Below are 25,704 nucleotides of genomic sequence, written 5' to 3' on the forward strand. Positions count from 1 at the left end.
GTTCGGCGTGCCGCCCGCAGCCCGGCTAGCCTGGAGTCGTGGTTGCCGTCTACCAGGAAGAAGTGGCCATGAGCGAAGCGGAGTTCATCAGCGCCCCCGCCCTCGTCCTGCGGTCCCTCGCCCGGGACCCCGACCGGCCGGCGGTCACCACCGCCGACGGTGCCACCCTCACCGCCGGAGAGTTCGCCGCCACCGCCTACCGGCTCGCCCACGAGCTGGTCGCCCGCGGCGTCACCCGGGGCGACACCGTCGCCCTCCTCACCGGCAACACCGCCGAGGCACTCGCCGCCCGTTACGCCGTCGGCGTCGCCGGTGCCCGGGTGGTCAACCTCTACGACGGGATGAGCACCGCCGTCCTCGCCGGGATCGTGGCCGGCGTCGACACCGCCGTCCTCCTCGTGGATTCCGAACGGTACGCGGAAGTGGCGGAGTTGACGGCTCTGGTCGACGTGCCGACGGTGCTCGCCCTGGGGCCGGGCCCGGCCGGGGTCGGCGAGGACGCGATCGCGGCCTCGGCCCACCGGCCGGCCGAACCCCCGGCCGTGCCGATCGGCCCGCAGGACCACCTGGGCATCCGCCACACCGGCGGCACCACCGGCATCCCCAAGGGCATCCTCAGCCTGCACGGCCCCTACCGCCGGGTGTTCGACGTCCCGTTCGGCCCGGACGGGACGGCTCCCCGGTTCCTCGCGGCCACCTCGATCGCCCATCTCGCCGGTGTGCTAAGCGATCTGACGCTCCACCACGGTGGAGCGGTGATCCTCCAGCGCTCCTTCGAGCCCGGCGAGGTACTGGCCGCCGTCGAACGCGAGCGCATCACCGACCTGTGGGTCCTGCCGCCGCTGCTCCACCGCCTGCTGGACCACCCGTCGATCTCCACTGCCGACCTCTCCAGCCTGCACCGCGTCAGTTACGGCGGCTGCGTCGCCTCCCCGGCCCGGGTCCGCGAGGCCATCAAGGCGTTCGGCCCGATCCTGACCGGCGGTTACGGGATGTCGGAGGCGCAGAACATCGCCGTGCTCGCCCCGCAGGACCACGACCGGACCGGGCCCGGCGGACAGCTCTCGGTCGGCCGGCCCCTCCCGGGAGTCGAGGTGGAGATCCGTTCCGCCGACGGTACCCGGCTGCCGAGCGGGGAGCAGGGCGACATCCACGTCCGCTCGCGCTCCCTGATGGCCGGGTACTGGAAGCGCCCCGAACTGACCGCCGAGGTGCTGCGCGACGGCTGGCTGCACACCGGTGACATCGGCCACCTCGACCAGGACGGCTACCTCTACCTGGCCGACCGGCGCACGGACCGGATCATCGTGGTCGGCGGCCACGTCTACCCGTCCGAGGTGGAGGAACTGCTGCTCACCCACCCGGACGTGGCCCAGTGCGCGGTCCTCGGCGTGCGGGACGCGCAGCAGACCGAGCACGTCCACGCCGTGGTGGTCCCCGCGCCCGGGAGGCGACCGGACCTCGGGGAGGTGCGCGCCTTCGTCAGCACCCGCAAGGGCCGTATCTACGCTCCCGAGGCGCTGCACCTGGTACCCGAGATCCCGCTCACCTCGGCGGGCAAGCCGGACAAGAAGCGCCTGCGGGAGACGCTCGCTCCCGTCGCGCGGTAGCCGGGGTCCGCTTCCCCGCCGGGGTCCTGACGCTCTCTCGGCGGTCCGGCGGTCCGGCGGTCGGCAGCGGGGCGGGGTGCGAAAACGACTTGTCCGCCTCGCGAGGCCTGTGCCACTGTTCCGACTCGATCAACAGTGGATCACTGCCGACTGCCGACCGGCGGCTGCCGGGCGCCCCGGCGTCCGCCGGGTCATGGATGGGGAAATATGAGCCTTGGCGCGATGGACCAGCAGTACGCGGACGAGTGTCGGCGGTCCTTGGCCACGGAGCAAGCGCGGAGCCTCTCGGAGACGGACAACTGGGGGCATGTGGACAAGGAGCAGGTCCATCGGGACTGGGGCGTCCTCTACACCGAGGTCGCGGCCCGGCTGGAGGGATCCCTCCCGGAGGACGAGCACATCCAGGAGTTCGTCCGCAGGCACTTCGCGATCATCTGCCGCTTCTACACCCCTACCAGGCAGGCGTACATCGGCATGGCTCTCCTGTACGCGGAGGACGACGCGATGAGGGAGTACCACAACTCCTTCCACCCGCGGATGGTCGAGTTCCTGGGCGACGCGATGAAGGTCCACGCCGAACAGGGCGCCGGCTTCCCCGCGTAGCGACCGGGCCCGCCCGCGCGCAGCGGCCGCCGCGCGGGCGGGCGACCACCACCGCCAGGCAGGGCGTCCCGTCTCACAGCGGGGCGAGGACGTCCTGGGGGGCTCCGTCGAGGACGAGGCCGTTGTCCCAGCGGACCCGGACCGTCACCCGGTCGCCCCGCTCGCGGTGGGCGGCCCATTCCGGCTCCAGCGTGGCGATCTCGGCCTCCAGCCGCTCCCGGCTGCCCGTCGGCATGGTGTGCCCGTAGTCCTCGAACAGCGCCTTGAGCCGCTGGTACTCGCGTACCTCGTGGCTCTCCGGGAGGACGCCGTCCACCCGCTCGACGGTGCCCTCGATCCCGGCGCCCAGCGAGAGGAACCCGGCCGGGGCCCCGGACTCCCCGGCGAACGCCTCGCCGATCCCGAGGTCCTCCGTCAACCGGACCCGCCGGCCCTCCTCCAGGGTCATCCGTCCGCTGCCTCTCCGTCGTTCTCCGGTGCCGCCGTCGGCCCGGCGGGCCCGCGACCCGGTCATTATCCGCCCCCGCGAGCCCCGCTCCCGTCCGGGCTCCGTGCCTGTCCTGGCTCTGTCCGGGCTCCGTCCCGGTCCGGATCCTTCGCCGGGCCGGGACGACGTACGACCGGCCGTCACGCGAAATTCACAAACCGGCATCTACTCGCATAGACCGGCGATGGGCCATCCTGGTGCGGCATTCGCGGTCGAGTCCGAGGTCCACCACATCCTCACCAGGAGTAGCCGATGAAGCCGATGAAGCCACGTACCGCCGCCACCGCGGCCACCGTCCTGGCCCTGGCCCTGGCCGGCCTCGCCGTCTCGGCGCCCACGGCCGGTGCCAGCGGCACCAAGCTGTCGCAGGCGACGGCGGCCGGTCAGTTCCGGAGCGCCGGCATCACCTGGAGCTCCAGTGGCGGCTGCACCACCCGCTCCAACTCCACCTGCACCTCGTTCGAGCAGATCAACTCGGGCACGGTGAGCACGATCATCACCCTCAAGCAGTCCAGCGGCTGCGCGATCAACATCACGGGCGGGACCGAGGTGGGCCACGCCTCCGGCACCTACAGCCACTACAACGGCTACAAGGTCGACATCTCCCGCAGCTCCTGCATCGACGGCTACATCCAGAACAGCTTCACGTACATCGGCCTGCGCGGCGACGGCTACCCGCAGTGGAAGGCCGCCTCCGGCAACCTCTACTGCAACGAGGGCAACCACTGGGACATCACGGTCTACTGACACCGCGCCGGTCCACCGGCACCGCTCCACGGGGCCGGTCCACGGGGCCGGCCCCTCCGGCGGGCCGATCACTCGCCCTCGGTGAACGCCTCCCGCAGCCGGGCCTCCTCCTCCGCCGAGAGGTTCGTCTCCAGGAGCTCGGCCTGCCGGCCGGTGAACTCCGCCCGCACCCGGTCCACCACCGCGTCCGAGCTGAGCACGAACAGCGCCGAGGTGCCCGGGGTGACCTTCTCCCGCACCTGCCGCACGAAGTCGTCGTCGATACCGACGTGCGCGAGGTGTCCCCCGAGCGCACCTCCGGCCGCGCCCAGCGCCGCGCCGAGCAGCGGGACGAAGAAGATCAGCCCGAGGATGAAGCCCCAGAACGCGCCGCCCACGGCGCCCATTCCGACGAGGTCGCCCAGGTGGCGGGTCCGGGGCTTCCTGGCGCCGTCCGGCCAGCTGACCACGGCGCCGTCCTCGACCTTGATCAGTTCCTGCCGCTGGAGCTTCTGCAGGGTGTCGAGGGCTTCGTCCGCCCCGGTCGCGGTGGGAAAACGCCAGACCGTCAGGGTCGCCATCATGGTCTCCGATCGCACGGGAATGTCCGAAGCCCCATCGTCGTCCCGGGCACCGGCCGCCGCCACGCACGGCCGTCGGACGGGCGACCGGGGCGGCCCGGACCACCGGAACCGGCCCCTGCGGCCCTCCGGGCCCCGACTACCGGCGGCAGCCCGCCCCGGACGGCCGAGGACGGATTGACGCGGCCACCGGGCGGCCGCAGCGTGGCAGACGGCACTCCCTCCACGGACGGGGCTCCGGCCCCCGCCGGCCCCCGCCTGCCGTCCGGGCCCACCCGGCCGTGCGGACGGAGCGACCGGCGGACTGCGAAAGGAACCGGTGCGGGCGATGTCGGAGGGACGTGCGGCCGAACGCGTCGCGGAGTTCATCGAGCCACTGCGGGTGAAGCCGGGGTCGACGGTGGACCTCACGGAGGACTTCGACCCCCGGTACAAGGCGGGCCTGAAGAAGAGCGAGAGCGTCGAACTGCTCCGCACCGGGGTGTCGCTGCTGGCCGACCACCAGGCGCGACTGGCCGCCCAGGACACCTACGGCGTGCTGTTCTGCCTCCAGGCGATCGACGCCGGCGGCAAGGACGGGACGATCCGCCACGTCATGAGCGGCGTGAACCCGCAGGGTGTCCGGGTGAGCAGCTTCAAGGTGCCGTCCGCCGAGGAACTCGACCACGACTACCTGTGGCGGTACGCGCGGCGGCTGCCGGCGCGCGGCGAGATCGGCGTCTTCAACCGCTCGCACTACGAGGAGGTCCTCGTCGTGCGGGTCCATCCGGAGAACCTCGACCGGCAGAAGCTGCCGGGGGAAGCGAAGGGCCCGGACGTGTGGCAGCGCCGCTACCGGGAGATCAACGACTGGGAGCGCTACCTCACCGACAACGGCATCAAGGTGGTGAAGGTCTTCCTGAACCTCTCCAAGGAGGAACAGCGCCTGCGTTTCCTGAAGCGGATCGACCGGCCGGAGAAGAACTGGAAGTTCTCCGCGGCCGACGTCCGTGAGCGCGAGCACTGGGACGACTACCAGGAGGCCTTCTCGGAGATGCTGTCGGCCACCAGTACGCCGTGGGCGCCCTGGTACGTGGTGCCGGCCGACCGCAAGTGGTTCGCCCGCATCTGCGCGGCCGCCGTGCTCGCACACACGCTGATCGGGATCGACCCGCGGTACCCCTCGCTCGACGCGCAGGCGCGCGAGGAACTCCTCGCCGCCCGGCGCAGGCTGGAGGCGGAGGCCCCCTGACCGGAGGGTCGGAGCGACCGGCGCGTCGGCCGCGGCGGCCTCCCGGCCTGAGCGGCCGGGAGGCCGCCCGGGCCGGGCGTCAGTGCTCGGGGGATCCGGTGTGCCACGTCAGTTCGACCTCCAGCTCGACCTTGCCGTCCTCCAGCTCGACCTCGATCTCGACGGCGAGCTCGTCGGGGATCCGCAGGGTGAGCCGGCCCGGTCCGAGTTCCAGCTCGGCCTGGCCGCCGCGCCTGAGCGCGGCCGCGAGGGCCTCCAGCTGATCGGCGGCCTCGGCGCGCGACAGGGTGCGCTTCTGGGTGAACTCGAGATCCTTCACGGGTGCCTCCTGCTCCCGGCGGAATCGGCGGCCACACCCCATTCTGGTTCCGTTTCTCCCGGTCGGCCCGGTGGGAGGAGCAGGAGCAGGAGCAGGAGCAGGAGCAGGAGCAGCGGAGCAGGGGGCGGGAGCGCGGACGGGCCGGGAGGGAGGGAGCGTGCCAGACTCGCAGTACCGGGCCCGGTCCACGGTCCGGTGGCGGGCCGGGGAGGCTGGTCCGGCCGGGGCCCGCCGGGTGCGACGGGAGGTACGGCGTCATGTCCTTCGAGGGCGCGATCCCGGATGTCTACGAGCGGTACCTGGTCCCGCTGTTGTTCCGCCCCTATGCCCGGGACCTGGCGCGGCGCCTGGCCGGGCGACGGCCCCGGGACGTGATCGAGACCGCCGCCGGAACCGGTGCGGTCACCCGGGAGCTGGCCGCGGAGCTGCCCCCGGAGACTTCGATCACGGCGACCGACCTCAGCGGGCCGATGCTCGACCGCGCCCGGGCAGTGGTGCCCGACCGCCCGGTGCGCTGGGTCGAGGCGGACGCGACGGCGCTGCCGTTCCCGGACGGTTCCTGCGACGCGGTGGTGTGCCAGTTCGGGGTGATGTTCTTCCCCGACCGGCCGCGTGCCTTCGGCGAGGCGCTCCGGGTGCTGCGGCCCGGCGGCGTCCTGCTGTTCAACGTCTGGGACGCCATCGGGGCGAACGGGTTCACCGCCGTCGCGGAGGCCGCGGTCGCGGAGGTCTTCCCCGCGGACCCGCCGGACTTCATGAGCCGGGTCCCGTTCGCCTACCACGATGCCGCCGTGATCGCGCGCGACCTCGCGGCCGGAGGGTTCACGACCCCGCCGCAGATCGAGACCGTCGCCGAGCGAAGCCGTGCCGGGGCGGCCCGGGACGCGGCGGTGGCCCTCTGTCAGGGCACCCCGCTGCGCACCGAGATCGAGGCGCGGCCCGGGCGCTCCCTGGACGAGGTGACCGGGGCGGTCGAGGCGGCGCTCGCCGACCGTTTCGGCACCGGGCCGATCGAGGGCCCGCTGAGCGCCCTGGTGGTGACCGTCACCCGCTGAGCGGGCGGGGGAGGGGAGGGCCGGGGAGGGGAGGACGGGGGGAGGGCGGGGGGAGGGCGGGGCACCCGTCGTGGTCGGGCGGTGGCGCTCCGGCACGCTCGCGGTGATACGCCCGGACCTGCCGTACCCGCCTGTCCGGGTGGGGAGTTGCGCCGGTCGGGGTGACGGTTCGGGCCCGGCGTCACGGTGCTCCGGAAGTTGAGGACTTGGTTCCATTCAACGTCTTCCGCCGCAATGTGAAGTATGCCATTGTACATGCCACACTCCACCGCACCGATGGTGTGCCGATCCCCGCGGCCTGCCCTTCGACGGTCCCCACCCATGCCCGGTCGTGACCCCACGACGTCCGGGTACAGCTCGGAGGCCCCCACTTGAGCCCCACCCGCATACCCGGCCTGCCACAACTGGCAAGGCTGCTGACCCTCCTTCTGGCACTGTGCACCGTGCTCGCCGTGTTCGCCCCCGGCAGCCACGCCGCCCCGTCGGCCACCCCCACGGCCCCGGCCGGCGCCGGCACCCCGGCACCCCAGCCCGCCGCCGGAACCTCCCCGTACACCGGCGAGGCCGACCGGGGCACGCCCGTCCCGGCCAGGAACCGGGCACCGTTCAACGCCCCGCTGGACGCGGTGGCTTCGGCCCAGTCCCTCGGCCTGAACACCAGTACCACCGGCCGCTCCCCGTCCTCCGGGACCGCCGCGAAGTCAGTCGGCAGCGCCGCGCCCTCGGCCACCGCGGCCGCCGAAGTCGCCTGCAACGCCTCGGACTTCACCTCCCGCACCGGCGGCGCCCTGGTCCAGGCGGTCAAGGCCGCCACCAGCGACTGCGTCAACCAGCTGTTCAACCTCACCGGCAACGACGCCTACTGGGCCTTCCGCGAGGCCCAGATGGTGAGTGTCGCCGACGCGCTGCGCTCCTCGGCGTCGGCCTACCCGGGCGACAACAGCACCTCCGTCGCGCAGTTGGTGCTCTACCTGCGGGCCGGCTACTTCGTGCAGTGGTACCACGCGTCCGATGTCGGCACCTACGGCACCGCCCTGCAGAGCTCGATCCGCGGCGCGCTGGACTCCTTCTTCAACAGCGCCCGTTCGCGCGACCTGACCGCCGCCAACGCCGCGATCCTCGGCGAGACGGTCACCCTGATCGACAGCGCGCAGGAGAACACCCGCTACCTGCCGGTGATCAAGAGGCTCCTGACCGACTACGACCCCGCCACCCACAACGGTGTCAAGGGCATGGCCGGAGCGGTCAACAACGTCTTCAACGTGCTGTTCCGCGGCCACCAGCTGGCGAACTTCCAGACGGCCGTGGCGGCCGACCCGTCGCTGCTCGACACCCTCTACAACTTCGCCGCCGTCAACAGCTCCCTGTACGGAACCGACTTCGGCTACCTGCCCTACAACGCGACCCGCGAGCTCGGCCGTTTCGTCCAGTACGCCGCGCTGCAGCCCAAGGTCCGCCCGCTGCTCAAGGGCCTGGCCCAGCAGAGCTCCCCGAGCGGACGGACGGCCTACCAGTGGGCCGCCGTCGCGGAGATGGCCGCCGAGTACGACGCCGCGAACAGCGCCTACTACGGCACCACCGACGCGGCCGCGCGCCTGCGGTCCGGCCTCCTGGCCACCACCTCCACCTGCTCCCCGAGCATCCGGATCATCGCCCAGCAGGCGACCACCGACAACCTGAACGCCGCCTGCCGCAGCCTCACCGCCCAGGACGCGTACTTCCACGCGGTGGCCAAGGACAACGGTCCGGTCGCGGACGACCGGAACACCACCATCGAGGTCGTCGTCTTCGACAGCCCCTTCGACTACCAGGTGTTCGCCGCCTCGATCTACGGCATCAACACCGACAACGGCGGCATGTACCTGGAGGGCAAGCCGAACGTCGCGGGCAACCAGCCGCGCTTCCTCGCCTACGAGGCGCCGTTCGCCAAGCCCGCGTTCGAGGTGTGGAACCTCAACCACGAGTACACCCACTACCTCGACGGCCGCTTCGACATGTACGGCGACTTCGACTCGGGCGTGACCACCCCCACCATCTGGTGGATCGAGGGCTTCGCCGAGTACGTCTCCTACTCCTACCGCAAGCTGAACTACGACGCGGCGATCACCGCGGCGGGCCTGCACACCTACAAGCTCTCCACCCTCTTCGACACCACCTACGAGAACACCAACACCGAGCGCACCTACCGCTGGGGCTACCTCGCCGTGCGCTACATGCTGGAGCAGCACCGGGGCGACGTCGACGCCGTGCTCGCCAAGTACCGCACCGGTGACTGGAACGGCGCCCGCGGCATCCTGAAGAGCACCATCGGCACCCGCTACGACGCCGACTTCGACACCTGGCTCACCGCCTGCGCCGCCGGCGCCTGCGCCAACACCACCCCGCCCGCCAACCGGCCCCCGACCGCGGCCTTCACCGCCTCGGTCAACGGCAGCAGCGTCAACCTGACCGACCTGTCCACCGACCCGGACGGCACCGTCGTCGGCCGGACCTGGAGCTTCGGCGACGGCACCGGGTCCACCGCCGCCAACCCCTACAAGACCTACCAGAGCCCCGGCACCTACACCGTCACCCTGACCGTCGTCGACGACAAGGGCGCCAAGGCGAGCACCAGCCGCAGCCTGGTGATCACCGCCGCGAGCGAGTGCGCCAACCCGGACGTCCGCGTCCTCGACCGCAACTGCGCCCGTAGCAACGTCTCCGCGACCACCGGGAACTACGCCCACTTCTACCTCTACGTGCCGGCCGGCACGCAGAACATCACCGTCAGCACCAGCGGCGGAACCGGCAACGCCGACCTCTACTACGACTGGGGCAGCTGGGCGACCAGGAACAGCTACGTCACCCGGTCGGCCAAGGCCGGCAACACCGAGTCGCTGACCATCACCAACCCCCCGACCGGCTACGTCTACTTCAGCCTCCTCGCGGAGGAGGGCTTCAACGGAGTGACCGTCACTTCCCGCTACTGACCCCCGGCCCCCCGGCACCGGCCCCTTGACGCCGGTCCCTCGACGCGGGTCCCGTGACCCGGGCCACGCAGGTCCACCCCTTCCCCGGCAGGCGGCCGGGGAACGGGCCCCCGGGACACCACCGGCCGCCCGCCCCTCCCCGGGGCCGGGCGGCCGGTGCCGTGCGCTCCCGGGTACGGGCCGTCAGACGCGGGCGGTGAGGATCGCGACCCGCACGTGTTCGGTGAACGTCTCCCGGTCGGCGGGCAGGCACCGCCGGACGTACTCCGCGAACGCGGGCCGGTCCGCGGGCGCGGGCAACCGGTCGGCGGGCACGGCGGAGCAGACGCCGCCGACGATCTGCTCCGGGGTGAGTTCGTCGGTGTACTCGACGACGGTCTCCCGGATCTCGGTGAGGCCGGCCGCGCGCAAGGCCTGCCGGTACCGGTCGCGGTCCTGGGCCAGAGTGCCGCACGACGCCGCCAGGGTGGTGCCGAAGTGGCGTTCCAGACCTGCCCGGAGCGGCGGCGACCAGCTGTTCTCCTGGAGCCAGAGCGGGGTGCCGTTGGCCACCACGGCGATCCCGCCGCCGGGCCGCAGGAGCGGGACGAGCGCGTGGAACAGTTCCTCGTGCCGCATCCAGTGGATCGCGTTGCCGATCACGGTCATCGCCAGTGAGTCCTGGCCGAGCAGGGTCCGGAGGGCGGGGACGTCGCGGTCGCCGCCGAGTATCCAGGTCGCGTTGTCGACGCCCTGCGCGGCCGCCGCGGCGCCCGCGAGGCGGAGCATGTCGGGTTCCGGGTCCATGCCGATGACCGACCGGACCCTGCCGGCCAGGGGCAGGGCGAGCTGCCCGGTGCCGCAGCCGAGGTCCAGGACCGCGTCCTCCGCACCGAGCCCGAAGGCCTCCTGCAGCGCGTCGACGGCCTGTGGCGGGTAGCCGCGACGGTACTTCGCGTAGTAACCGGCGACGTCACCGCTGAATCCCCGAGTCATGGCCGACACCCTGCCACCCCGGTGCCGGGCGGGACAGGCCTCCGGTCCGGTGATCGCTGACGGCGCAAACCCCGTGCGAGGGTGCGCAGGACGTGCCGTCATCGGGTGGGGTGGGCGCCGCGGGGGCGTCGGTGCGGGCCGGTAGCGTCGCGGACACCGCCCGCCGGGACCCGGCGGGCCCGTTCCCGGAGGTTCCCTTGCCGCAGATCCTGGTCGACCACTCGGCCGATCTCGACTTCGACCGCGCCGTCCTCGCCGAGAGGGTGCACCGGGCGATCACCGAGGTGATCGACACCGCCGTGCCGGACTGCAAGACCGTCTTCCGCCCGGCCGCGCGGTACGTGGTGGGTGACGGGACGACGGGGGAGGCGGTGGTGCTGGTGGAGATCAAGATCCTGGCCGGCCGCAGCGCGGAGCAGCGGGCGGAGCTGACCGCCCGGGTGCTCGCCGTGCTGGAGTCCTGCGTCACCGTGCCGGCCGCGATCGGGGTGCAGGTCACCGAACTGGACCGCGCCACCTACCGCTTCGTCCACCACCGGTAGCGGCTCCGGCCCACCCGCCCGTCCGCCGGTTGCCCGGCGTCCGTGGATCGCCGTCATGCGTGGGCGGGCGGGCCGTCGGCGGCGGGCGGGTCCGGGCGGCGGGTGAGGGCCTGGCGGGCGACCTTGGCGAGGACCGAGGGGCGCATCAGCAGCGAGGACGGCGCGGTCATGTTGACCACCTTGACGAAGCGGGTCCAGACGTCGGCGTCGTGCCGGGCCAGCCAGAAGACCTGCTGGTTGTACCAGTGCGCGAAGCGGGCGGCCAGTGGCCGGCCGGTGGGGTTCCACATCAGGTCCGAGGTGGTGGACAGCGACCACGGCGCCTTGATGATCCCGGCCGCCGCGCGCAGGTACTCCCGGCTCAGACCGGTCGGGCCCGTGCCGGTGGAGCGGCGGCGGAGCAACGAGCCGAGCGCCTCGGCCTCGATGGCGGGCACGGTCAGCCCCTGGCCGTAGACCGGATTGAAGACGCAGAGCGCGTCGCCGATCGCGATCAGCCCCTCCGGCCAGCCGGGGTTGCGGTGGTGCAGGCGCCAGACGCTCCCGGGGTTGGTGTAGCGGTGCAGCGCGTCGTGGCGGCCCCGTCGGGCGATCTGCTCGGCCAGCCGGGGGTTGTCCAGGCTGCGCGCGTAGTCCAGGAAGCCGTCCGGGTCGGTGGGAGGGTGCTGCTCGAAGCCGAACAGCGAGCAGACCCAGCGGCCGTGCTCCACCGCGAGCATGGCGCCGCCGCGGCGCACCGCGGGGGCGAAGGTCATCTGATAGGCGAGGTCGTAGTCCTTCTCCTCGGGGGTGCGGTCGAAGACCATCGTGGTGTAGGTGATCCTCGCCTTCACCGTGCTCTTCGCCGAGACCGGCAGCCCGGCTTCGCCCAGCCAGTCGTCGATCGAGGTGGTCCGCCCGGAGGCGTCCACCACCAGATCGGCCGAGACCGCCTGTTTCCCGCCTGCCCCGATCCAGTAGTGCACCTGGTCGATCCGGCCGTCCGGGCCCCTGCCCAGGCCGCTGACCCGGGCCCCGCCGAGCAGCCGAACCGGTGCCAGGTCGAGTACCCGGCCCCGGATCCGTCGTTCGAGTTCGTCCCTGGTGAAGGACTGGATCCGCACCCCGGTGGTGGCGCGCACGGCGAAGCCGGTGGGCAGCAGGAAGCTGATCCGCTCGCCGTAGTCGTAGACGGGCGCGCCGAGCTGTTCCAGCTCCGCCCGCAGGCCGGGGAAGAGCAGCTCCAGCGTCCGGGCGCCCCTGGCCATCATCGCGTGCGCGTGGTACGACTGCGGCGCGCTCGGATGTGCGCCGGTCGTCCGGTCGACCGTGTCCCGCTCCAGCACCAGGACCTCGGTGAAGTGATCGGCCAGCACCCTGGCCGCCAGCAGGCCCGCGTAACCACCACCGATCACCACGGCCCGTCCCCAGCCCGGCCCGGTCCGGTCCGGGTTCGTGCGCTCGCCCGCGTCGGTGCGGGCGTTCTTCCCCGGTGCCGGAGTGCCGTGGTCCGCTTCCGCCATGCCGATCCCCGTTCGTCGGGCCGTCGGAGGCCCCGTCGGGTCGCCGTCCGCGCACCACTTCACCGCGTCGCTCCAGGGACGATCAAGCGTGGCGGAGGGGCGTGCGGAGGCGTACCAGGGGCGCTGGCGGCGGGCGGTTCGCCCGCGGTGGATCCCGCGGGGGCTTCCTGCCGGAGGCGGGGTGCTCCTGCGATCGCAGCGGTCCTGGCGGACGGGCGGCGCGGGGTGCGAGCTCGCTATCGTCGATTCATTTCAGTTTATATTCTGGCGCGGTGGTCGAGCCCGTCGGGCCCTCGGGGCCGGACTTCGAGCGAATCGGTCGACGCCCCGGGGCCGTATCCCTGACCTGGGTACTCGACCGAACTTTGCCCAGGGCTTTGCCGATCGGCGGTGTGTCGTTCTCTTGACGCGGGTGACACGCGTTCATCACTCTTGGCCTCGGCCAGCTGGTGTGGCTGAGATGGAGAACATCATTCATCTCAGCTCATGCCCCCTCATGGCCTCGACCACGAGTCGTGGAAGGAGGTGTCCGTCATGAAGAAGATCGTCGTCCGCAAGGCCGGCCCGGTCCGCCTGACCAGCACGGCGCGTGCGCTGTACCTGCCGTGGGACTGCATGGTTCAGGTCTGATCCGATCCCCCAGGCAGGGGACGGCGGTGCCGGTCGGGCGCATCACGACCGGCACCGCTCCCTCGGCCGGCCCCTTCCGTTCCACCCGTTCCACCCGTTCCACCTGTTCCACCTGTTCGCCGCTCCGCCCGCCCGTTCCCTCCGCCCGCCCACCTCCCGCAAGGAGGCCCCGTGCACTCCCCGGTGGACAGCAACTCCGACGCCCCGGGCCTCGACCTGGACCGACCGCTGCCCCTGCGCCGGCTCGTCTACCTGGAGGAGGCCGACGAAGTCACCATCGGCAGCCCGGAGACCGACACCTACGCCGTCTTCCCGGCCGACGGCGCGGAGCTGGTCCGGATGCTGGCCGACGGCCTCACCCCGCGCGCGGCGGCCGAGCGGTACCGGATCGCGCACGGCGAGAGCGTGGACATCGCCGACCTGGTCGAGGTCCTCGCCGAACTCGACCTGCTCCGCCCGGCCGACGCACCGACGGCGGCAACCGCGCCGGTCCGCTGGCAGCGCCTGGGCGGACTGCTGTTCGGCCGGCCGGCGCTGTTCGGCTACGCGCTCGTGACGGCGCTCGCCGTGGTCGAGATGCTCCGGGTGCCCGGGCTCGTCCCGCGGACCGACAACCTGTTCTTCACCACGTCCTACACCCTGGTCGTCCTGCTCCTGTTCTTCGGCCAGGCGCCGCTGCTGGCACTGCACGAGGCGTTCCACGCGCTGGCCGGCCGTCGGCTGGGGCTGCGCTCCCGGCTCTCGGTCGGGCACCGCCTGGTGTACCTGGTGCTGGAGACCTCGCTCGACGGCCTGGTGAGCGTGCCGCGCCGACAGCGCTACCTGCCCATTCTGGCGGGCATGCTGGCCGACGTGCTGGCGATCTCCGTGCTCACCCTGATCGCCGACGTGACACGCGGGGGCGCCGCGACGGTCTCCCGGCTCTGCCTCGCGATGGCCTGGGCCACGGTGCTGCGGCTGGCCTGGCAGGGCTTCTTCTACCTGCGCACCGACCTCTACGTGCTGCTCAGCACCGCGCTGGGCTGCGTGAACCTGCACGCCGCCGCCGTCGACGTGCTCCGCAACACCGTCCGGCGGTTCACCGGGCGGCCGCCGGTGGACCTGGCGGTCCACCACCCCGTGGACCGGCGCGTCGCCCGCTGGTACTCCTGGCTGATGGTGGTGGGTTACGCGTTCACCCTGACGATGTTCGCCGGGGTCGTCGTACCGACGGCGTACCGGCTGCTGCACGACGTCTGGCTGCGGATGACCGGGCAGGGGTCGACGGCCGCCCGGCTGGACTCGATCGTCCTGCTGCTGCTGAGCCTCGCGCAGACCACCGCCGTCGTGGTCCTCGCACTCCGGGAACGCCGCGCTGCCCGGCGCCCCGCCCCCGCCCGGACCGCCTGACCCCGGACCCCGGACCGCCTGACCCCGCAGCTTGTCGCCACCCGCACCTCGTCGCCACCCGCGCCGCGTCGTCACCCGCCCCACCTCCCCGTCACCGCACGAAAGGCAGCTGTGCCATGGCCGAACACCGCCACCACTGGGTCCGCGCCGCCGGGCGCCACGCCCGCGTCGCCGCCCGCGCGACGCTCGACCTGCCGCCCGTGCTCGCCGTGGTGAACGCCGACCGCCGCCTGCGCGGGCCCTACACCGCCGTCGGCTCGGTCCTGCGGGCGACCCTCCCCGACGCGCTCGCGCGCTGCCCCGAAGCCGTCACCCGGCACGACATCGAGATCCTCTCCACCACCCCCGAGCTGCGGGACCTGGTGCCCGCCACCCGCGAGACGCTCACCTCGCTGGCGGTGCCCAAGGAACGCACCCGCTTCTACTCCGCGCTGCGCACCCTGCGGATCGCGCACGGCCTGGTGGAGTTCCTGGACGCGTACCTGCGCGCCCTCGGCGCGGGCCCGCACACCCTGGTGGTGGAGGACGCGCACCGGGCCGATCCGACCGACGGCGAGTTCCTCGCCGTCCTGCTGCGGCGGATCGACCCGGCACTGCTGACCGTGGTCGTGACCACCGGCACCGAACCGCTGGAGCGCCCCGAAGGTCCGGGCCGCGAGACGCTGCCCGAGGCGCTCGCCGCCCACTGCGCGGTGCTCGACCCGGTCGAAGGGGAGTCCGCCGGACCCGGGCAGACCGGGCACGGGCAGGGTGAGCACGGGCAGGCCGGTCCCGCGCAGGCTGGACTCGGCCGCGCCCACATCGCCGCCGACGGCATCGGTGACGACGCCGACGCCCTCGCCGCCTACCTCGCGCTCCCGGCCGACGAACGCGCCCGCCTGCACGACCTGCGGCGCGCCGAGCTGGAGACGGCCGGCGAGTCCTCGCTGCGGCTGGGGGCCATCACCTGGCACGCGGAGCACGGCAGCGACCCCGCCGGCGTCGGGGCGGACGTCCTGCGCCACGCCCTCGACCACTGCATGGACCTCGGCTACTACCACGCCGTGGTGGACCTCGGCGAGCGCGGCCGGCGGCTGGTGACGCACGAGAGCAACCCGAACCACTGGTGGGCCTTCACCACCAAGATGACCACCTCCTTCGCCGCGCTCGGCCTCGCGGAGCGCGCCCTGCCGCTGTACGACGAGGCCCGTGCCCTCAGCGCCTCGCCCGAGGTCCACATGCAGGCCGCGTACGCCACCGCGATGCTGCACACCCGGCACTTCGAGGCCGGGCGCCGCGACCACAGGCTGGCCCGCGCCTGGGTCAACCAGGCCATCGCCTTCGCCCGTTGGCACCCGGACCCGAAGGAGCGCGAGGCGCGGGTCGTGTTCAACCGCAACGGCCTCGCGCTGATCGAGGTCCACCAGGGTCGCCCGGCCGCGGCGCTGGAGCTGTTGGACGCCTGCATCGCCCGGCTGGACGAGACGCTGGAACCCGACGAGCACGCGCTGCACCGCTCGGTGCTGCTCTACAACCGGGCCCAGGTGCACGCCGCACTCGGCCACCACGCCCAGGCCGTCGCCGACTACACCGCGGTCATCGAGTGCGACCCCAACTACGCCGAGTACCACTTCGACCGGGGCATGCTCTGGCGCGACCTCGGTGAGCCGGAGCGGGCCCTGGCCGACTACGAGCACGCCATCCGGCTCTCCCCGCCTTTCCCCGAGGCCTACTTCAACCGGGCGGACGTGCTCGCCGAGCTGGGCGAGACCGAGGCCGCGGCGGTGGACTTCGGGTATGTGCTCCAGCTCGACCCGGAGTTCGACGAGGCCCGGATCAACCGGGCCTCCCTGCTGCTGGAGGCGGGCTCCCACGACCTCGCCCGGGCGGACATCGCGGCCGGACTGGAACGGAACCCCAGGAGCGCCCGACTCCTCTGCCTGAAGGGGCAGTTGCTGGCAGCGGAGGAGGACCTCGCGGCGGCGGCCGGGGCCTACGCGGAGGCCGTCGACGTCGATCCCGGGTCCGCCGAGGCGTGGGCGCTGTTCGGGGAACTCCGCTACCAGGAAGGTGACTTGGACGGCGCTGGCAGCCACCTGGCCCGCGCGGTCGAGCTGTCCGCGGAACCGGGCATCCGGTTCAACCTGGCGGTGGTCCACCACGACGCCGGCCGGTACGGGGAGGCGGTCCGGCTGCTGGACGAGGTGGTGGAGGCGACCGAGGACGTGGACGCGCGCCTCCAGCGCGCCCGTTGCCTGCTCGGGCTGGACCGTCCCGAGGCGGCCAGGGCCGATCTGCTCGCCTGCCTGGAGGCCGACTCCGGTGCGGCGGAACAGGTGTACGGGCTGATGCCCGAGCTGGCCCGGGGCTGAACCGCCCGCCCCCACGCCCTGCCGTTCGTCCCCACGCCCTGCCGCGCGCCCCAAGGTCACGCCCCGCCGCCCCGCCGGTCTCACAGCGGTGCGGCGGGGCGGCACGGTGCGGGCGGGCCTCACCGGGCCGTCGCGACCCCGGCCAGCTCCGCCCGCACCCGGCGCCGGACATGGGCCATGACCGGTGAACGGCGGTAGGCGGCGGCCACCTCGACCAGCCACGCCGCCTCCTCGCGGAGACCGGCGGCGAGCGGGTGCGGCACCCACCCCTCGGCGGGGCCGACGGGGAACCGGTGCCCGGCGCGGGCCGCCTCCAGCGCGGCGGCGATCGCGGCGGCCTCGACCACGATCGCGAACCTCTCCGTCCCGGCCGGGCGGACCACCTCGGCCACCCAGAACGGCACCCGGGGGTGCAGATGCGGGCGCAGGGACAGCTGGCCGTCGCGGATCTCGATGATCCGCCGGAAGAGCGCGAAGCGGATGTCCCCGCGCCGGCCGCCCCCGGTGCCGAACCACGGTTCCGGCGTGACGAGTTCGATCTCCGGCCGCTCCGCGCGCAGTGCCGACCAGAGGGGGCCGAGCCGGCGGAGGTCGGCCCAGTCGCGGACCGGCCCGCCCCCGTCACCCATGCCGCACCGTCCCGCGCGCCCGCGGTCCGCCGAGTCCGATCCCCCGGCGGAGGACACCGTCCGCCAGCTGCCCGAGCACCGAGGACCGCCGGCGCCGCAGCACCCGGTGCAGCGCCAGGGAGGCCACGAGCTCGGCCTCCCGCTCCTGCCGCTGTGTGTACGCCGACCGCCCGAGCACCCGGTGGACCAGCTCGCCCGACAACCGCGGCGTCAACGCCTCCCGGACGTCCTCGCCGATCCCGGCTCCGCCCCCGGTGTGCCGGCACAGTAGATGGCCGATCTCGTGCAGCACGATGTGCTGTTGGTGCAGCGCGGTGGTGTCGACGGCGTAGCCGATGTAGTCCGCGCGGTCGGTGCAGACCAGTACACCGCAGGGCGAGTGCGCGGGGCCGGAGAGCGGGACCAGTTCGATGGGCCTGCCCCGCAGCCGGGTGAGCGAGTCCGTCAGCGCCCCGATGTCGAAGGGCTCCGGAAGCGGTATCGAGTCCGCGACGCCGCGACATCGGAGCCAGAGCCCCCGCTCGACCCCACCCGGATGCCCCATGTCCGTACCCCCGATGCTCCACCGCCCAATTCGGGAGGCGATCCTACGGACGGGGGAGCCCCGGGAGAACCGCTTCGACAGCGATTGCCGCTACCTGCCGCCGTGCCCACCGCCGTGCCCACTGCCGGACCCGCCGCCGGACCTGTCGTCGGTCCGGCCGACTGACCCACTGTCGGTCCGGCCGCCGGACCCGCCGGACCCGCCGGACCCGCCATCCGGCCGGCCGGCGGCCTCGCGGCGGGCGATCGCCTCGATCATGTCGCTGATCGTGCCGAGCCCCTCGGGCGACAGGGCCACCGCACGCAGCGCCACGTCCCGCACCCCGGCGTCCCGCAGCGCGCCGAGCAGCGCCAGTTCCTCGGTGATCCGCACGCTCTGCCGGTCGTCGAAGAAGTACGCGGGCGGCACCTGGAAGAACTGCGCCAGCGCTTCCAGATGACGCTTCGTCGGATTGTCCCGCCGGCCGGTGCGGAGCTGCCACAGATAGGTCGCCGAGAAGGTCTCGCCGGTCGCCTCCCGGCAGGCCCGGGCGACCTCCTCGTGGGTGTACGGTTCGCGGTCGGGACGGCGGACCACGTCGAACAGCCGGTCCAGCTTCGCCGAGAGCGTGGACGCACCGGAGTCTGCTTCGGGCACGGCGCACCTCTTCCCTCACCCCGCGGGCACGCCCCGTGCGTGTGCGGATCCACCACTCGCGACCGGTCACCCATTCTAGGGGCCGCGTCCAGCGGGCTCCCCCCGTCGGGGAGCGGCGGCCGGTGCGACTCGATCGGTGCGTCCGCCGCACGGCGTCGGCCACCGTGCGCGCCGCAGCCCGGACCGCCGGCGCCCCCGCCGTCCGGCCCCGCCCCCGCCGTCCGGCCCCGCGTCCTCCGGGATCCTCCGGGCCCGCGGACTCCGGCAGGTCCTGGCCCCTGGGCGGCGGAGCGGCCCGCGCGGGAGTGCGCGGCGGGCGTGAGAGAGTCGGGCGGTCAGCCCGGACGCGCGTGAGGAGGGCCCGGTGGCGGGATCGGAGTGGCAGGTCCACGGACGGCGACAGGTCTACGGCTCCCCGTGGGTCGAACTCTGGCTCGACGATGTCGACATCCCCGGTCACGGACGCGTCGAGCACCACGTCGTCCGGATGCCCCGGGCGTCCACCACCGCCGTCGTCACCGACGAGGAGGGGCGGTTCCTGCTCATCTTCCGGCACCGGTTCATCACCGGCCGGTGGGGGTGGGAGGTCCCGGCCGGCTGGGCCGAGCCGGGCGAGGAACCGGCCGCCGCCGTCGCCCGGGAGGTGGAGGAGGAGACCGGCTGGCGCCCCGGGGCCGTCGAGCCGATGACCGGGTACGACGCCATGTCCGGCATCTCCGACGCGCGTTTCCACGCCTTTCACGTGACCGGCTGCACCCGGATCGGCGAGCCCGTGGACGTCTCCGAGGCCGACCGGGTGGAATGGCTCCCCGAGGCCGAGGTGGTCGGACTCCTGGTGGACGGCCGGATCCCGGACGGGCCGTCGCACGCGGCGCTCTCCTACTACCTCGGCCCCCACCGCCTCGCCGGCAAGGGCCGCTGACCCGTCCTCCCGGAGTCCTCCGCCACGGTACCGGCCGGGCTGCTGCGGTTCCCGGCGCGGCCGCCACGCCCGCCGTCCTCCCGTGGGCCGCCGGCCGGAGCGGCTGCCTACCAGTCCAGCGGCTTCCCGTCGCGGAAGAACCCGCCGGTGGGGCCGGAGTCGGGCAGGGTCGCGGCCCAGAGGACGCCGGCGGCGCCCCGGTCGACGGGCGCGCCGCCGGGGCCGCCCATGTCGGTGGCGATCCAGCCCGGGCAGACGGCGTTGACCAGGATCCGGTCGTCCCGCAGTTCGTCCGCGAGCTTGCGGGTCAGGGCGTTGAGGGCGGCCTTCGAGACCCCGTAGGCGGGCGTCCCGCCCGACATGTGGGTCAGCGATCCGGACTCGCTGGACACGTTGACCACCCGGGGGTGCGCCGACCGGCGGAGCAGCGGGAGGAAGGCCTGCGCGGTGCGCCACGCGCCGAACAGGTTGGTCTCCAGGGTCCGGGCGACCTCGTCGAGGTCGACACCGGTGGCGCGTTCGCCGGTGTCGTAGTTGACGGCGGCGTTGTTGACGAGGACGTCGAGACGGCCGAACCGCGCGTCGACGGTTCGGGCGAGGTCGGCGACGCCCTCGGCGTCGGTGACGTCCAGCCGGTACGGCAGCAGGGTGCCGGGCACGCCGGGAGCCAGGTCGGCCGAGGCCCGTTCGGCGTCGGAAGCCCGGCGGGCGCACAGCAGGACGGTGTGGCCGAGCGCGGCGAGCTGACGGGCGGTCTCCCGGCCGATTCCCCGGTTGGCGCCCGTGACCAGCGATACCGGCGCGGTGGTGCTCATGGGCTTGCTCCTCGGCAGGGACGATCGGAACCGGAGGCACGACGTCCGTCCCCCGGCGGCCCTCGCAGTGTGCCACGCCGCACGGGCGGGACGATCACGGCCCCGGCGCACGGCGGATCGTGGCGGGATCTTGGCACCCGTGGGCGCTGACGCCACTCGTGCGGACCGGACCGGGGCCGCAGGATGGGGCCGTGGCCGCCCGGGGGAGTCCGGCGCGGCCCCTCATCCCGCCCCGACCAGCAGCCCGCCCCGACCACCAGGTCCCCGACCACCAGGAACGCGAGGCTCCCCGATGCCCGTCGCCACCCCCGCCCCGCCCGCTGCGGTCCGCCCGGCCACGGTGGCCGACCTGCCGGCGATCGCGCGACTGTGCGCCGCCCACGCCGCCTTCGAGAAGGCCGGGCCGGTGCCCGCCGACCTCGCCTCCCGACTGGGACCGGCGCTGTTCGGGCCGGGCCCGAGGGCCCGTTGCCTGGTGGTCGACCGCGGCGGCGAACTGGTCGGCTACGCCACCTGGTCCCGGGAGTTCGCCACCTGGCAGGGCGCCGAGTACGTCCATCTGGACTGTCTGTTCGTCACCGAGCCGCACCGGGGCGGGGGCTGGGGGCGCGCTCTGCTCGAGGCGGTGGTGGAAGCGGCCGCGGCCGCCGGCGCCGCCGAGGTGCAGTGGCAGACCCCCGACTGGAACGCCGACGCCGTCCGCTTCTACCACCGCGCGGGGGCGCGGGGCCGGCCCAAGGTCAGGTTCTCGCTCCCGCTCTGACCACGGTCCGCCCCGCCCCGCCCCGGTTCAGCGGTACCAGGCGCGGATGGCGGTGGCGGTCTCGCGGACGTCGGCCCGGCCGTCGCGGATCCGCGACGCCAGTTCGACGGCCGCCTTGGGTTCGGCGGTCACGATGACCCCGGAGGCACTGAGGTAGGACGCGGCGACGACGGCCGCGAAGTGCTCGTTGGCGAACTCCAGCGCCGGGACCCGGATGAGCTGGTGCATGAGGGCGGCCGCGCGCTGGTGCACAGCGCCGTACACCGCCACGTCCATCACTTCGTCGACATGCCGGGCGACCGCCGCGGCGAGGGTGCCGTAGTCCGTGACATCGGGATCGGCGCGCAGGAACTGCTGGGCCACCTCCAGCAGCCAGGTGCGGTCGACGCGCAGGATCACGCCGCGTCCGCCGTCCCGGACCGGTGCCCGGCCCCGCCCTGCGGGTACGGGCCGAACTCGGCCTCGAACGCCGGCGCCCACACCTGGGAGAAGTGCGCGGCGGCGGTCAGGAACCGCTCGCGCCGCTCGTCGGCCTCCTCCGCCAGGACCTTGCGGGCGTAGTCCGGCAGGCTCATCCCGGCCGCCTCCGCGCGCTGTTCCAGGGCCTCGTGGGTTTCCTCGTCGATGCGCAGGTTGAGTTGCTTCACGGGTGGCAGCGTAGCGGTGCGTACATCGTGCTACAAGACGGACGTGCCGGACGGGAGCCCGATGCGCTCAGGCCGGGGCGTCGAGGTCCCGGGTGCCCAGGACCGGCGGCCGCCAGTCGTACGTCGGCCCCGAGCGCCCGAGCAGGACGCGGGCGGGCAGCAGGCCGGCCAGGGCGAGGGCGGTGTCGCGCAGGAAGGCGGCGGCGGGGTTCCGGAGGGCGACGAGGTCGCCGATGCGCCGGGACCCGGCGACGATGCCGGTGGTGCGCGGCAGGCGGGCGGCGGTGTAGGCGGGGAGGCCGGCGGCCGGGTCCGTGGACGGGGTGAGCGGGGCGGCGAGGACGACGGCGTCCTCGATCGCCTGGCAGGCGCCCTGGCCCTGGAACGGGCACATCGCGTGGGCGGCGTCGCCGAGCAGGGCGACCCGGCCGAAGTGGTGGGCGGGCAGGGGGTCGGCGAGGTCCCACACGTCGTGGCGCAGGACGCGCCCGGGTTCGGCGAGCGCGAGGAGCTGGGGCACGGGCGCGCACCAGGTGCCGAACCGGCGCAGGAGTTCGGCCCTCTCGTCGCCGTCGGCCGCCCGGGCGCCGGCCGGGGCGAGCGCCGCGCCGTACAGGTAGACCCTGCCGTCGGCGAGCGGGACGACACCGGCGAGCCGGCCGCGCCCCCAGACCTCGCCGGCGGCCTCCGGGCGGCGGGCGGGGGTCACGACGGTGCGCCAGCTGGTGAAACCGCTGTAGCGGGGGCCTGGGTGCCCGGGGAAGAGCAGGTCGCGGGTCGCGGACCGGATGCCGTCGGCGGCGACGACCAGTGCGGCGGCCCGTTCGCCGTCGGCGGTGCGGACGACGGCGGGCTCGGTGCCGCTCCCCGGGGTGACCAGGGCGGCCGGCGAGTCGGTGCGGACGGTGCCCGCGGGGAGGGCGTCGACCAGGGCCGCGACGAGCTCGGCGCGGGCGACGGCGGCGACGGTGTCGCCGAATCGGGCCTCGAAGGTCGCCGTGTCGGTGCGGGCGAGCCAGCGGCCGGAGGGGTGGCGCAGGCCGATCGCCGGATGCGGGGCGGCCAGGGCGCGCAGGCGCTCGCCGACGCCGAGCCGGTCCAGGGCGCGCAGGGCGTTGGGGGCGAGGGCCAGTCCGGCCCCGACGGGTTCGAGCGAGGCGGCGCGCTCGTGCACGGTCACCGGGATGCCCTGCCGGTGCAGGGCGAGGGCGGCCGCGAGGCCGCCGATCCCGCCGCCGATGACGATGGCCGGGTGCGCGTTCGTGGTGGACATGGTGAGCCCCTTCTCCCCGCCACTACGGCTGTAGTGACCTCCGGGCAGTACCGTACTACAGCTGTAGTGAAAGTGGACTACTCTTGTAGTGAGAACACGTCGAGCCCCGGCCGGGGCAGCTCGCAGGAGGGGCCATGATCGGATCCATGACGCCGCACCGTCCGACACTGATCGCCGACGCCGCCATCGCCCTGATCGCCGAACGCGGTCTGCGCGGGCTGACCCACCGCGCCGTGGACGAGGAGGCCGGACTTCCCGCCGGCTCGACCTCCAACCTCGCCCGGACCAGGGCTGCGCTGCTCGACCTCGCCCTCGCCCGCATCGTCGAACGGGAGACCGAGGGGAGCCCGGTCACGGCCGGCCCGCTCCCCGACGGCGCCGCGGCGCGGGACCTTCTGGTCGAGGGCGGCGCGGACCTGCTGCACCGGGCGCTCACGGTCGGCCGCACGCTCACCCTGGCCCGGCTCGAACTCGCGCTGGAAGCCACCCGCCGGCCCGAGCTGCGCACCGGCTACGACCGGCTGGGCGCCCGCTTCACCGACCTGGCCACCGCGCTGCTGGCGCGGTGCGGCTCCGCCGACCCGGCGGGCGACGCCCGGCGGCTGATCCGCTGGTGCGACGGGGTGCTGTTCAACTCGACGGCCGGGAGCGGTCACCGTCACGTCCCGACGGCGGAGGAGCTGCGCGGGGAGACGCGGCGGTACCTGGCCGCGCTGCTCGACCGCGACTGAGCGGGCGCCGGGGCTCCGCCGCACACCGCTTGCCGCCGCCCGCCCCCGCCGCCGGGGCGCCGGGCGGAACGGCATCGCCCCGGCCGGAGCGGCCGGGGCGATCGGAGCCGAAGGGCTCAGGGGTGACAGGAGCCGGGGATCAGACGGCGACCCGTTCGGGACGCTCCGCCGCCGCGTCGGCCGGCCGGTCCGCGTCGGTGGACGTGTTCTCCCGGGGGACGGGCAGCACGGCCATGATCACGCCGGAGACCACGATGGTGGCCGCCCAGGCGAGCCCGTACCGGCCGACCGGGGTGTCGGACAGCGGGCCGGCGAACCAGTCGCACTTGGTGAAGGCCAGCCCGACCAGCAGCGCCAGCACCCACGACACCATCGCCTGCCAGCAGAAGCCGCCGACGTACCAGTACCGGCTGGTCCGGCCGGTGTCCATGAGCGCGGCGGCGTCGTAGCGCACCGCGCGCGAGCGACGGCGGAACATGTCCACCGCGTAGACGCCGATCCAGGCCGAGAAGGAGACCGCGAGCAGGATCAGGAAGGTGATGAAGGAGCCCAGGAAGCTCGTCGCGACCAGCATCAGCAGCAGGCCGCCGACCAGCGAGATCACGGCGTTGATGCTGACGGCCATGGCGCGCGGCAGCTTGACGCCCATGGTCTGGGCGGTGAAGCCGGCCGAGTACATCGAGAGGCTGTTGATCAGCAGCATGCCCACGATCGCGGTCAGCAGGTACGGCACGGCCAGCCAGGTCGGCAGCAGGTCGCCGAGGAAGGAGACCGGGTCCGCGGCCTCGGCCAGACCGGGGGAGGCCACCGCCATCACGGCGCCCATCAGCACCATCGGCACCATCACCAGGCCGGCGCCGGAGACCGTCACGCCGACGATCTTCCGGCCGGAGGCGGAGTGCGGCAGGTAACGGGCGAAGTCGGGGCCGGTGGGGACCCAGCTGATGCCGCCGGCGGCGATGGTCCCGATGCCGGCGACCATCATCGCGGTGGTGCCCGCGGGCTTGGCGAAGACCTCGCTCCAGTCCATGGTCGCGACCAGGTAGCCGAGCACCAGCACGCTGAAGACGCCGAAGAGGTAGGTCGACCACGTGTTGCAGACGTTCAGCGCCTTCCGACCGAGGCCGGAGACCAGGAAGGTGCAGGCGACGAAGAGGAAGAGCGTGACGACGATCAGCGCGGTGTTGCTCCGGACGCCGAAGAGCAGGTCGAGCACGGTCAGGACGGCGTAGGCGCCGGTGACGGCGTTGATCGTCTCCCAGCCGAACCGGGCGATCCAGAGGATCGCGCCGGGGAAGAGGTTGCCCCGCACACCGAAGGTGGCCCGGGAGAGCGTGGCACCCGGAGCCCCGCCCCACTTGCCCGAGACCGAGAGCAGCCCGACCATCCCGAAGGAGGCGAGCGCGGCGCACGCGGCGACGATCAGGACCTGCCAGAAGTTCAGCTGGTTGAACACCACCAGGGCCGCGCCCATGGTGAGCAGCAGGACGCTGATGTTCGCCGCGACCCAGGTCGGGAAGAGTTCGCGGACTCTGCCCCGGCGCTCGTGGTCCGGGACGGGTTCGATACCGCGGGTCTCCATCGCGCCGTCGGTGTCGGCGGTGGACGGGTTGTCCATGAGGGTGGCTCCGTGCGTGTGAAGCGGGAGATTAATCGGGCATAGTTGAACATTTATGGAAGTCTTCGCGCGTAGCGCGAAGGTTGGTTCATCCTACTTGTCGGCTTCGATCCGGGATGCGACCTGGATGCGACCCTGGGCGCGACCCGGGCTCCG

The 25,704-nt window shown here is 73.5% G+C and carries 24 protein-coding genes and 1 pseudogene; 12 read left to right on the plus strand and 13 right to left on the minus strand.

All coding sequences use genetic code 11. The features are described 5' to 3' along the window. Positions 1–68: 68 nt before the first annotated feature. Together ACIPYS_RS08500 and ACIPYS_RS08505 are read left to right on the plus strand one after the other, a co-directional pair. On the plus strand, positions 69–1,610 hold the full coding sequence (locus ACIPYS_RS08500) for an AMP-binding protein (RefSeq protein ID WP_093858433.1): 1,542 nt from the start codon (positions 69–71) through the stop codon (positions 1,608–1,610). A 207-nt stretch (positions 1,611–1,817) separates the two neighbouring features. Then, positions 1,818–2,213: a TipAS antibiotic-recognition domain-containing protein gene (locus ACIPYS_RS08505; protein WP_231978216.1), complete on the plus strand. Its 396-nt coding sequence runs from the start codon at positions 1,818–1,820 to the stop codon at positions 2,211–2,213. 73 nt (positions 2,214–2,286) lie between these two features. On the opposite strand, the gene ACIPYS_RS08510 is transcribed toward ACIPYS_RS08505, so the two are convergent. Then, on the minus strand, positions 2,287–2,661 hold the full coding sequence (locus tag ACIPYS_RS08510) for a hypothetical protein (RefSeq protein ID WP_093858432.1): 375 nt from the start codon (positions 2,659–2,661) through the stop codon (positions 2,287–2,289). Between the two features lie 291 nt (positions 2,662–2,952). Here ACIPYS_RS08510 and ACIPYS_RS08515 point away from each other — a divergent pair, with 291 nt between their 5' ends. Further along, entirely contained in the window at positions 2,953–3,447 is a 495-nt protein-coding gene (locus tag ACIPYS_RS08515) for a hypothetical protein (RefSeq protein WP_400744810.1), read from the plus strand. 68 nt (positions 3,448–3,515) lie between these two features. On the opposite strand, the gene ACIPYS_RS08520 is transcribed toward ACIPYS_RS08515, so the two are convergent. Next, entirely contained in the window at positions 3,516–4,025 is a 510-nt protein-coding gene (locus ACIPYS_RS08520) for a DUF1269 domain-containing protein (RefSeq protein ID WP_231978214.1), read from the minus strand. A 310-nt stretch (positions 4,026–4,335) separates the two neighbouring features. On the opposite strand from ACIPYS_RS08520, the gene ACIPYS_RS08525 reads away from it, so the two are divergent. Beyond that, entirely contained in the window at positions 4,336–5,238 is a 903-nt protein-coding gene (locus ACIPYS_RS08525; RefSeq protein ID WP_093858430.1) for a polyphosphate kinase 2 family protein, read from the plus strand. A 79-nt stretch (positions 5,239–5,317) separates the two neighbouring features. Here ACIPYS_RS08525 and ACIPYS_RS08530 read toward each other — a convergent pair whose 3' ends face one another. Then, the gene (locus tag ACIPYS_RS08530) at positions 5,318–5,557 is read right to left on the minus strand and encodes an amphi-Trp domain-containing protein (RefSeq protein WP_093858429.1); all 240 of its coding nucleotides are present in this window, start codon (positions 5,555–5,557) and stop codon (positions 5,318–5,320) included. A 257-nt stretch (positions 5,558–5,814) separates the two neighbouring features. On the opposite strand from ACIPYS_RS08530, the gene ACIPYS_RS08535 reads away from it, so the two are divergent. Together ACIPYS_RS08535 and ACIPYS_RS08540 are read left to right on the plus strand one after the other, a co-directional pair. Beyond that, a complete protein-coding gene (locus ACIPYS_RS08535; RefSeq protein ID WP_400744813.1) occupies positions 5,815–6,612 on the plus strand; it encodes a class I SAM-dependent methyltransferase in 798 nt (265 codons plus the stop codon). A 371-nt stretch (positions 6,613–6,983) separates the two neighbouring features. After that, positions 6,984–9,581, plus strand: a complete 2,598-nt coding sequence (locus ACIPYS_RS08540; RefSeq protein ID WP_400744815.1) for a collagenase — start codon at positions 6,984–6,986, stop codon at positions 9,579–9,581. 183 nt (positions 9,582–9,764) lie between these two features. Here ACIPYS_RS08540 and ACIPYS_RS08545 read toward each other — a convergent pair whose 3' ends face one another. Continuing rightward, the gene (locus ACIPYS_RS08545; RefSeq protein WP_400744817.1) at positions 9,765–10,556 is read right to left on the minus strand and encodes a class I SAM-dependent methyltransferase; all 792 of its coding nucleotides are present in this window, start codon (positions 10,554–10,556) and stop codon (positions 9,765–9,767) included. A gap of 197 nt (positions 10,557–10,753) precedes the next feature. Between ACIPYS_RS08545 and ACIPYS_RS08550 the strand changes: the two genes are divergently transcribed. After that, positions 10,754–11,098, plus strand: coding sequence for a 5-carboxymethyl-2-hydroxymuconate Delta-isomerase (locus ACIPYS_RS08550; RefSeq protein ID WP_093864580.1), 345 nt, complete (start codon positions 10,754–10,756; stop codon positions 11,096–11,098). 53 nt (positions 11,099–11,151) lie between these two features. On the opposite strand, the gene ACIPYS_RS08555 is transcribed toward ACIPYS_RS08550, so the two are convergent. After that, entirely contained in the window at positions 11,152–12,600 is a 1,449-nt protein-coding gene (locus ACIPYS_RS08555; RefSeq protein ID WP_400744818.1) for an FAD-dependent oxidoreductase, read from the minus strand. 801 nt (positions 12,601–13,401) lie between these two features. Between ACIPYS_RS08555 and ACIPYS_RS08560 the strand changes: the two genes are divergently transcribed. Together ACIPYS_RS08560 and ACIPYS_RS08565 are read left to right on the plus strand one after the other, a co-directional pair. Then, positions 13,402–14,619, plus strand: a complete 1,218-nt coding sequence (locus tag ACIPYS_RS08560) for a hypothetical protein (protein ID WP_400744820.1) — start codon at positions 13,402–13,404, stop codon at positions 14,617–14,619. Positions 14,620–14,735: 116 nt separating this feature from the next. After that, positions 14,736–16,970, plus strand: a complete 2,235-nt coding sequence (locus ACIPYS_RS08565) for a tetratricopeptide repeat protein (protein WP_400744822.1) — start codon at positions 14,736–14,738, stop codon at positions 16,968–16,970. A gap of 119 nt (positions 16,971–17,089) precedes the next feature. Here the strand turns inward: ACIPYS_RS08565 and ACIPYS_RS08570 are convergent, their stop codons facing one another. The 3 genes and pseudogenes from ACIPYS_RS08570 to ACIPYS_RS08580 form a co-directional block, all read right to left on the minus strand. Continuing rightward, positions 17,090–17,599, minus strand: a complete 510-nt coding sequence (locus ACIPYS_RS08570; RefSeq protein ID WP_400744824.1) for a DUF6545 domain-containing protein — start codon at positions 17,597–17,599, stop codon at positions 17,090–17,092. Beyond that, entirely contained in the window at positions 17,592–18,143 is a 552-nt protein-coding gene (locus ACIPYS_RS08575) for a ParH-like protein (protein ID WP_400744825.1), read from the minus strand. The genes ACIPYS_RS08570 and ACIPYS_RS08575 overlap by 8 nt, the downstream gene beginning before the upstream one ends. A 201-nt stretch (positions 18,144–18,344) precedes the next feature. Further along, a pseudogene (locus tag ACIPYS_RS08580) lies at positions 18,345–18,779 on the minus strand (XRE family transcriptional regulator); the annotation flags it as partial. Between the two features lie 364 nt (positions 18,780–19,143). On the opposite strand from ACIPYS_RS08580, the gene ACIPYS_RS08585 reads away from it, so the two are divergent. Beyond that, complete coding sequence (locus ACIPYS_RS08585) at positions 19,144–19,701, plus strand: NUDIX hydrolase (protein WP_400744827.1); 558 nt, start codon at positions 19,144–19,146, stop codon at positions 19,699–19,701. A gap of 107 nt (positions 19,702–19,808) precedes the next feature. On the opposite strand, the gene ACIPYS_RS08590 is transcribed toward ACIPYS_RS08585, so the two are convergent. Beyond that, positions 19,809–20,516, minus strand: a complete 708-nt coding sequence (locus ACIPYS_RS08590; RefSeq protein WP_400744828.1) for an SDR family oxidoreductase — start codon at positions 20,514–20,516, stop codon at positions 19,809–19,811. Between the two features lie 292 nt (positions 20,517–20,808). Here ACIPYS_RS08590 and ACIPYS_RS08595 point away from each other — a divergent pair, with 292 nt between their 5' ends. Further along, positions 20,809–21,279 (plus strand): GNAT family N-acetyltransferase, encoded by a 471-nt coding sequence (locus ACIPYS_RS08595; protein ID WP_400744830.1) that lies wholly within the window; start codon positions 20,809–20,811, stop codon positions 21,277–21,279. Positions 21,280–21,306: 27 nt separating this feature from the next. Here ACIPYS_RS08595 and ACIPYS_RS08600 read toward each other — a convergent pair whose 3' ends face one another. The 3 genes from ACIPYS_RS08600 to ACIPYS_RS08610 all read right to left on the minus strand — a co-directional run bounded on the left by ACIPYS_RS08600 (position 21,307) and on the right by ACIPYS_RS08610 (position 23,199). Continuing rightward, on the minus strand, positions 21,307–21,678 hold the full coding sequence (locus ACIPYS_RS08600) for a fic family toxin-antitoxin system, toxin component (protein ID WP_093858420.1): 372 nt from the start codon (positions 21,676–21,678) through the stop codon (positions 21,307–21,309). After that, positions 21,675–21,926 carry a plasmid mobilization protein gene (locus ACIPYS_RS08605; protein ID WP_030397208.1) on the minus strand — a complete coding sequence of 84 codons (252 nt, stop codon included), beginning with the start codon at positions 21,924–21,926 and terminating at the stop codon, positions 21,675–21,677. Before ACIPYS_RS08605 ends, ACIPYS_RS08600 begins: the two co-directional genes overlap by 4 nt. Before the next feature lie 67 nt (positions 21,927–21,993). Further along, positions 21,994–23,199 carry an FAD-dependent monooxygenase gene (locus tag ACIPYS_RS08610; protein WP_400744831.1) on the minus strand — a complete coding sequence of 402 codons (1,206 nt, stop codon included), beginning with the start codon at positions 23,197–23,199 and terminating at the stop codon, positions 21,994–21,996. Between the two features lie 134 nt (positions 23,200–23,333). On the opposite strand from ACIPYS_RS08610, the gene ACIPYS_RS08615 reads away from it, so the two are divergent. Next, entirely contained in the window at positions 23,334–23,930 is a 597-nt protein-coding gene (locus tag ACIPYS_RS08615) for a TetR/AcrR family transcriptional regulator (protein ID WP_093858418.1), read from the plus strand. Positions 23,931–24,069: 139 nt separating this feature from the next. On the opposite strand, the gene ACIPYS_RS08620 is transcribed toward ACIPYS_RS08615, so the two are convergent. Further along, positions 24,070–25,548, minus strand: a complete 1,479-nt coding sequence (locus ACIPYS_RS08620) for a purine-cytosine permease family protein (protein WP_400744832.1) — start codon at positions 25,546–25,548, stop codon at positions 24,070–24,072. Positions 25,549–25,704 lie beyond the last annotated feature (156 nt).

It is taken from the genome of Kitasatospora sp. NPDC089913, assembly GCF_044748625.1.
Classification (GTDB): domain Bacteria; phylum Actinomycetota; class Actinomycetes; order Streptomycetales; family Streptomycetaceae; genus Kitasatospora.

Coding starts and splice junctions, on each gene's coding strand:
- ACIPYS_RS08620 (WP_400744832.1), bottom strand. CDS start 25,548: ATGGACAACCCGTCCACCGCCGACACCGACGGCGCGATGGAGACCCGC.
- ACIPYS_RS08545 (WP_400744817.1), bottom strand. CDS start 10,556: ATGACTCGGGGATTCAGCGGTGACGTCGCCGGTTACTACGCGAAGTAC.
- ACIPYS_RS08510 (WP_093858432.1), bottom strand. CDS start 2,661: ATGACCCTGGAGGAGGGCCGGCGGGTCCGGTTGACGGAGGACCTCGGG.
- ACIPYS_RS08570 (WP_400744824.1), bottom strand. CDS start 17,599: ATGGGTGACGGGGGCGGGCCGGTCCGCGACTGGGCCGACCTCCGCCGG.
- ACIPYS_RS08555 (WP_400744818.1), bottom strand. CDS start 12,600: ATGGCGGAAGCGGACCACGGCACTCCGGCACCGGGGAAGAACGCCCGC.
- ACIPYS_RS08590 (WP_400744828.1), bottom strand. CDS start 20,516: ATGAGCACCACCGCGCCGGTATCGCTGGTCACGGGCGCCAACCGGGGA.
- ACIPYS_RS08615 (WP_093858418.1), top strand. CDS start 23,334: ATGATCGGATCCATGACGCCGCACCGTCCGACACTGATCGCCGACGCC.
- ACIPYS_RS08575 (WP_400744825.1), bottom strand. CDS start 18,143: ATGGGGCATCCGGGTGGGGTCGAGCGGGGGCTCTGGCTCCGATGTCGC.
- ACIPYS_RS08500 (WP_093858433.1), top strand. CDS start 69: ATGAGCGAAGCGGAGTTCATCAGCGCCCCCGCCCTCGTCCTGCGGTCC.
- ACIPYS_RS08565 (WP_400744822.1), top strand. CDS start 14,736: ATGGCCGAACACCGCCACCACTGGGTCCGCGCCGCCGGGCGCCACGCC.
- ACIPYS_RS08595 (WP_400744830.1), top strand. CDS start 20,809: ATGCCCGTCGCCACCCCCGCCCCGCCCGCTGCGGTCCGCCCGGCCACG.
- ACIPYS_RS08610 (WP_400744831.1), bottom strand. CDS start 23,199: ATGTCCACCACGAACGCGCACCCGGCCATCGTCATCGGCGGCGGGATC.
- ACIPYS_RS08515 (WP_400744810.1), top strand. CDS start 2,953: ATGAAGCCGATGAAGCCACGTACCGCCGCCACCGCGGCCACCGTCCTG.
- ACIPYS_RS08505 (WP_231978216.1), top strand. CDS start 1,818: ATGAGCCTTGGCGCGATGGACCAGCAGTACGCGGACGAGTGTCGGCGG.
- ACIPYS_RS08535 (WP_400744813.1), top strand. CDS start 5,815: ATGTCCTTCGAGGGCGCGATCCCGGATGTCTACGAGCGGTACCTGGTC.
- ACIPYS_RS08525 (WP_093858430.1), top strand. CDS start 4,336: ATGTCGGAGGGACGTGCGGCCGAACGCGTCGCGGAGTTCATCGAGCCA.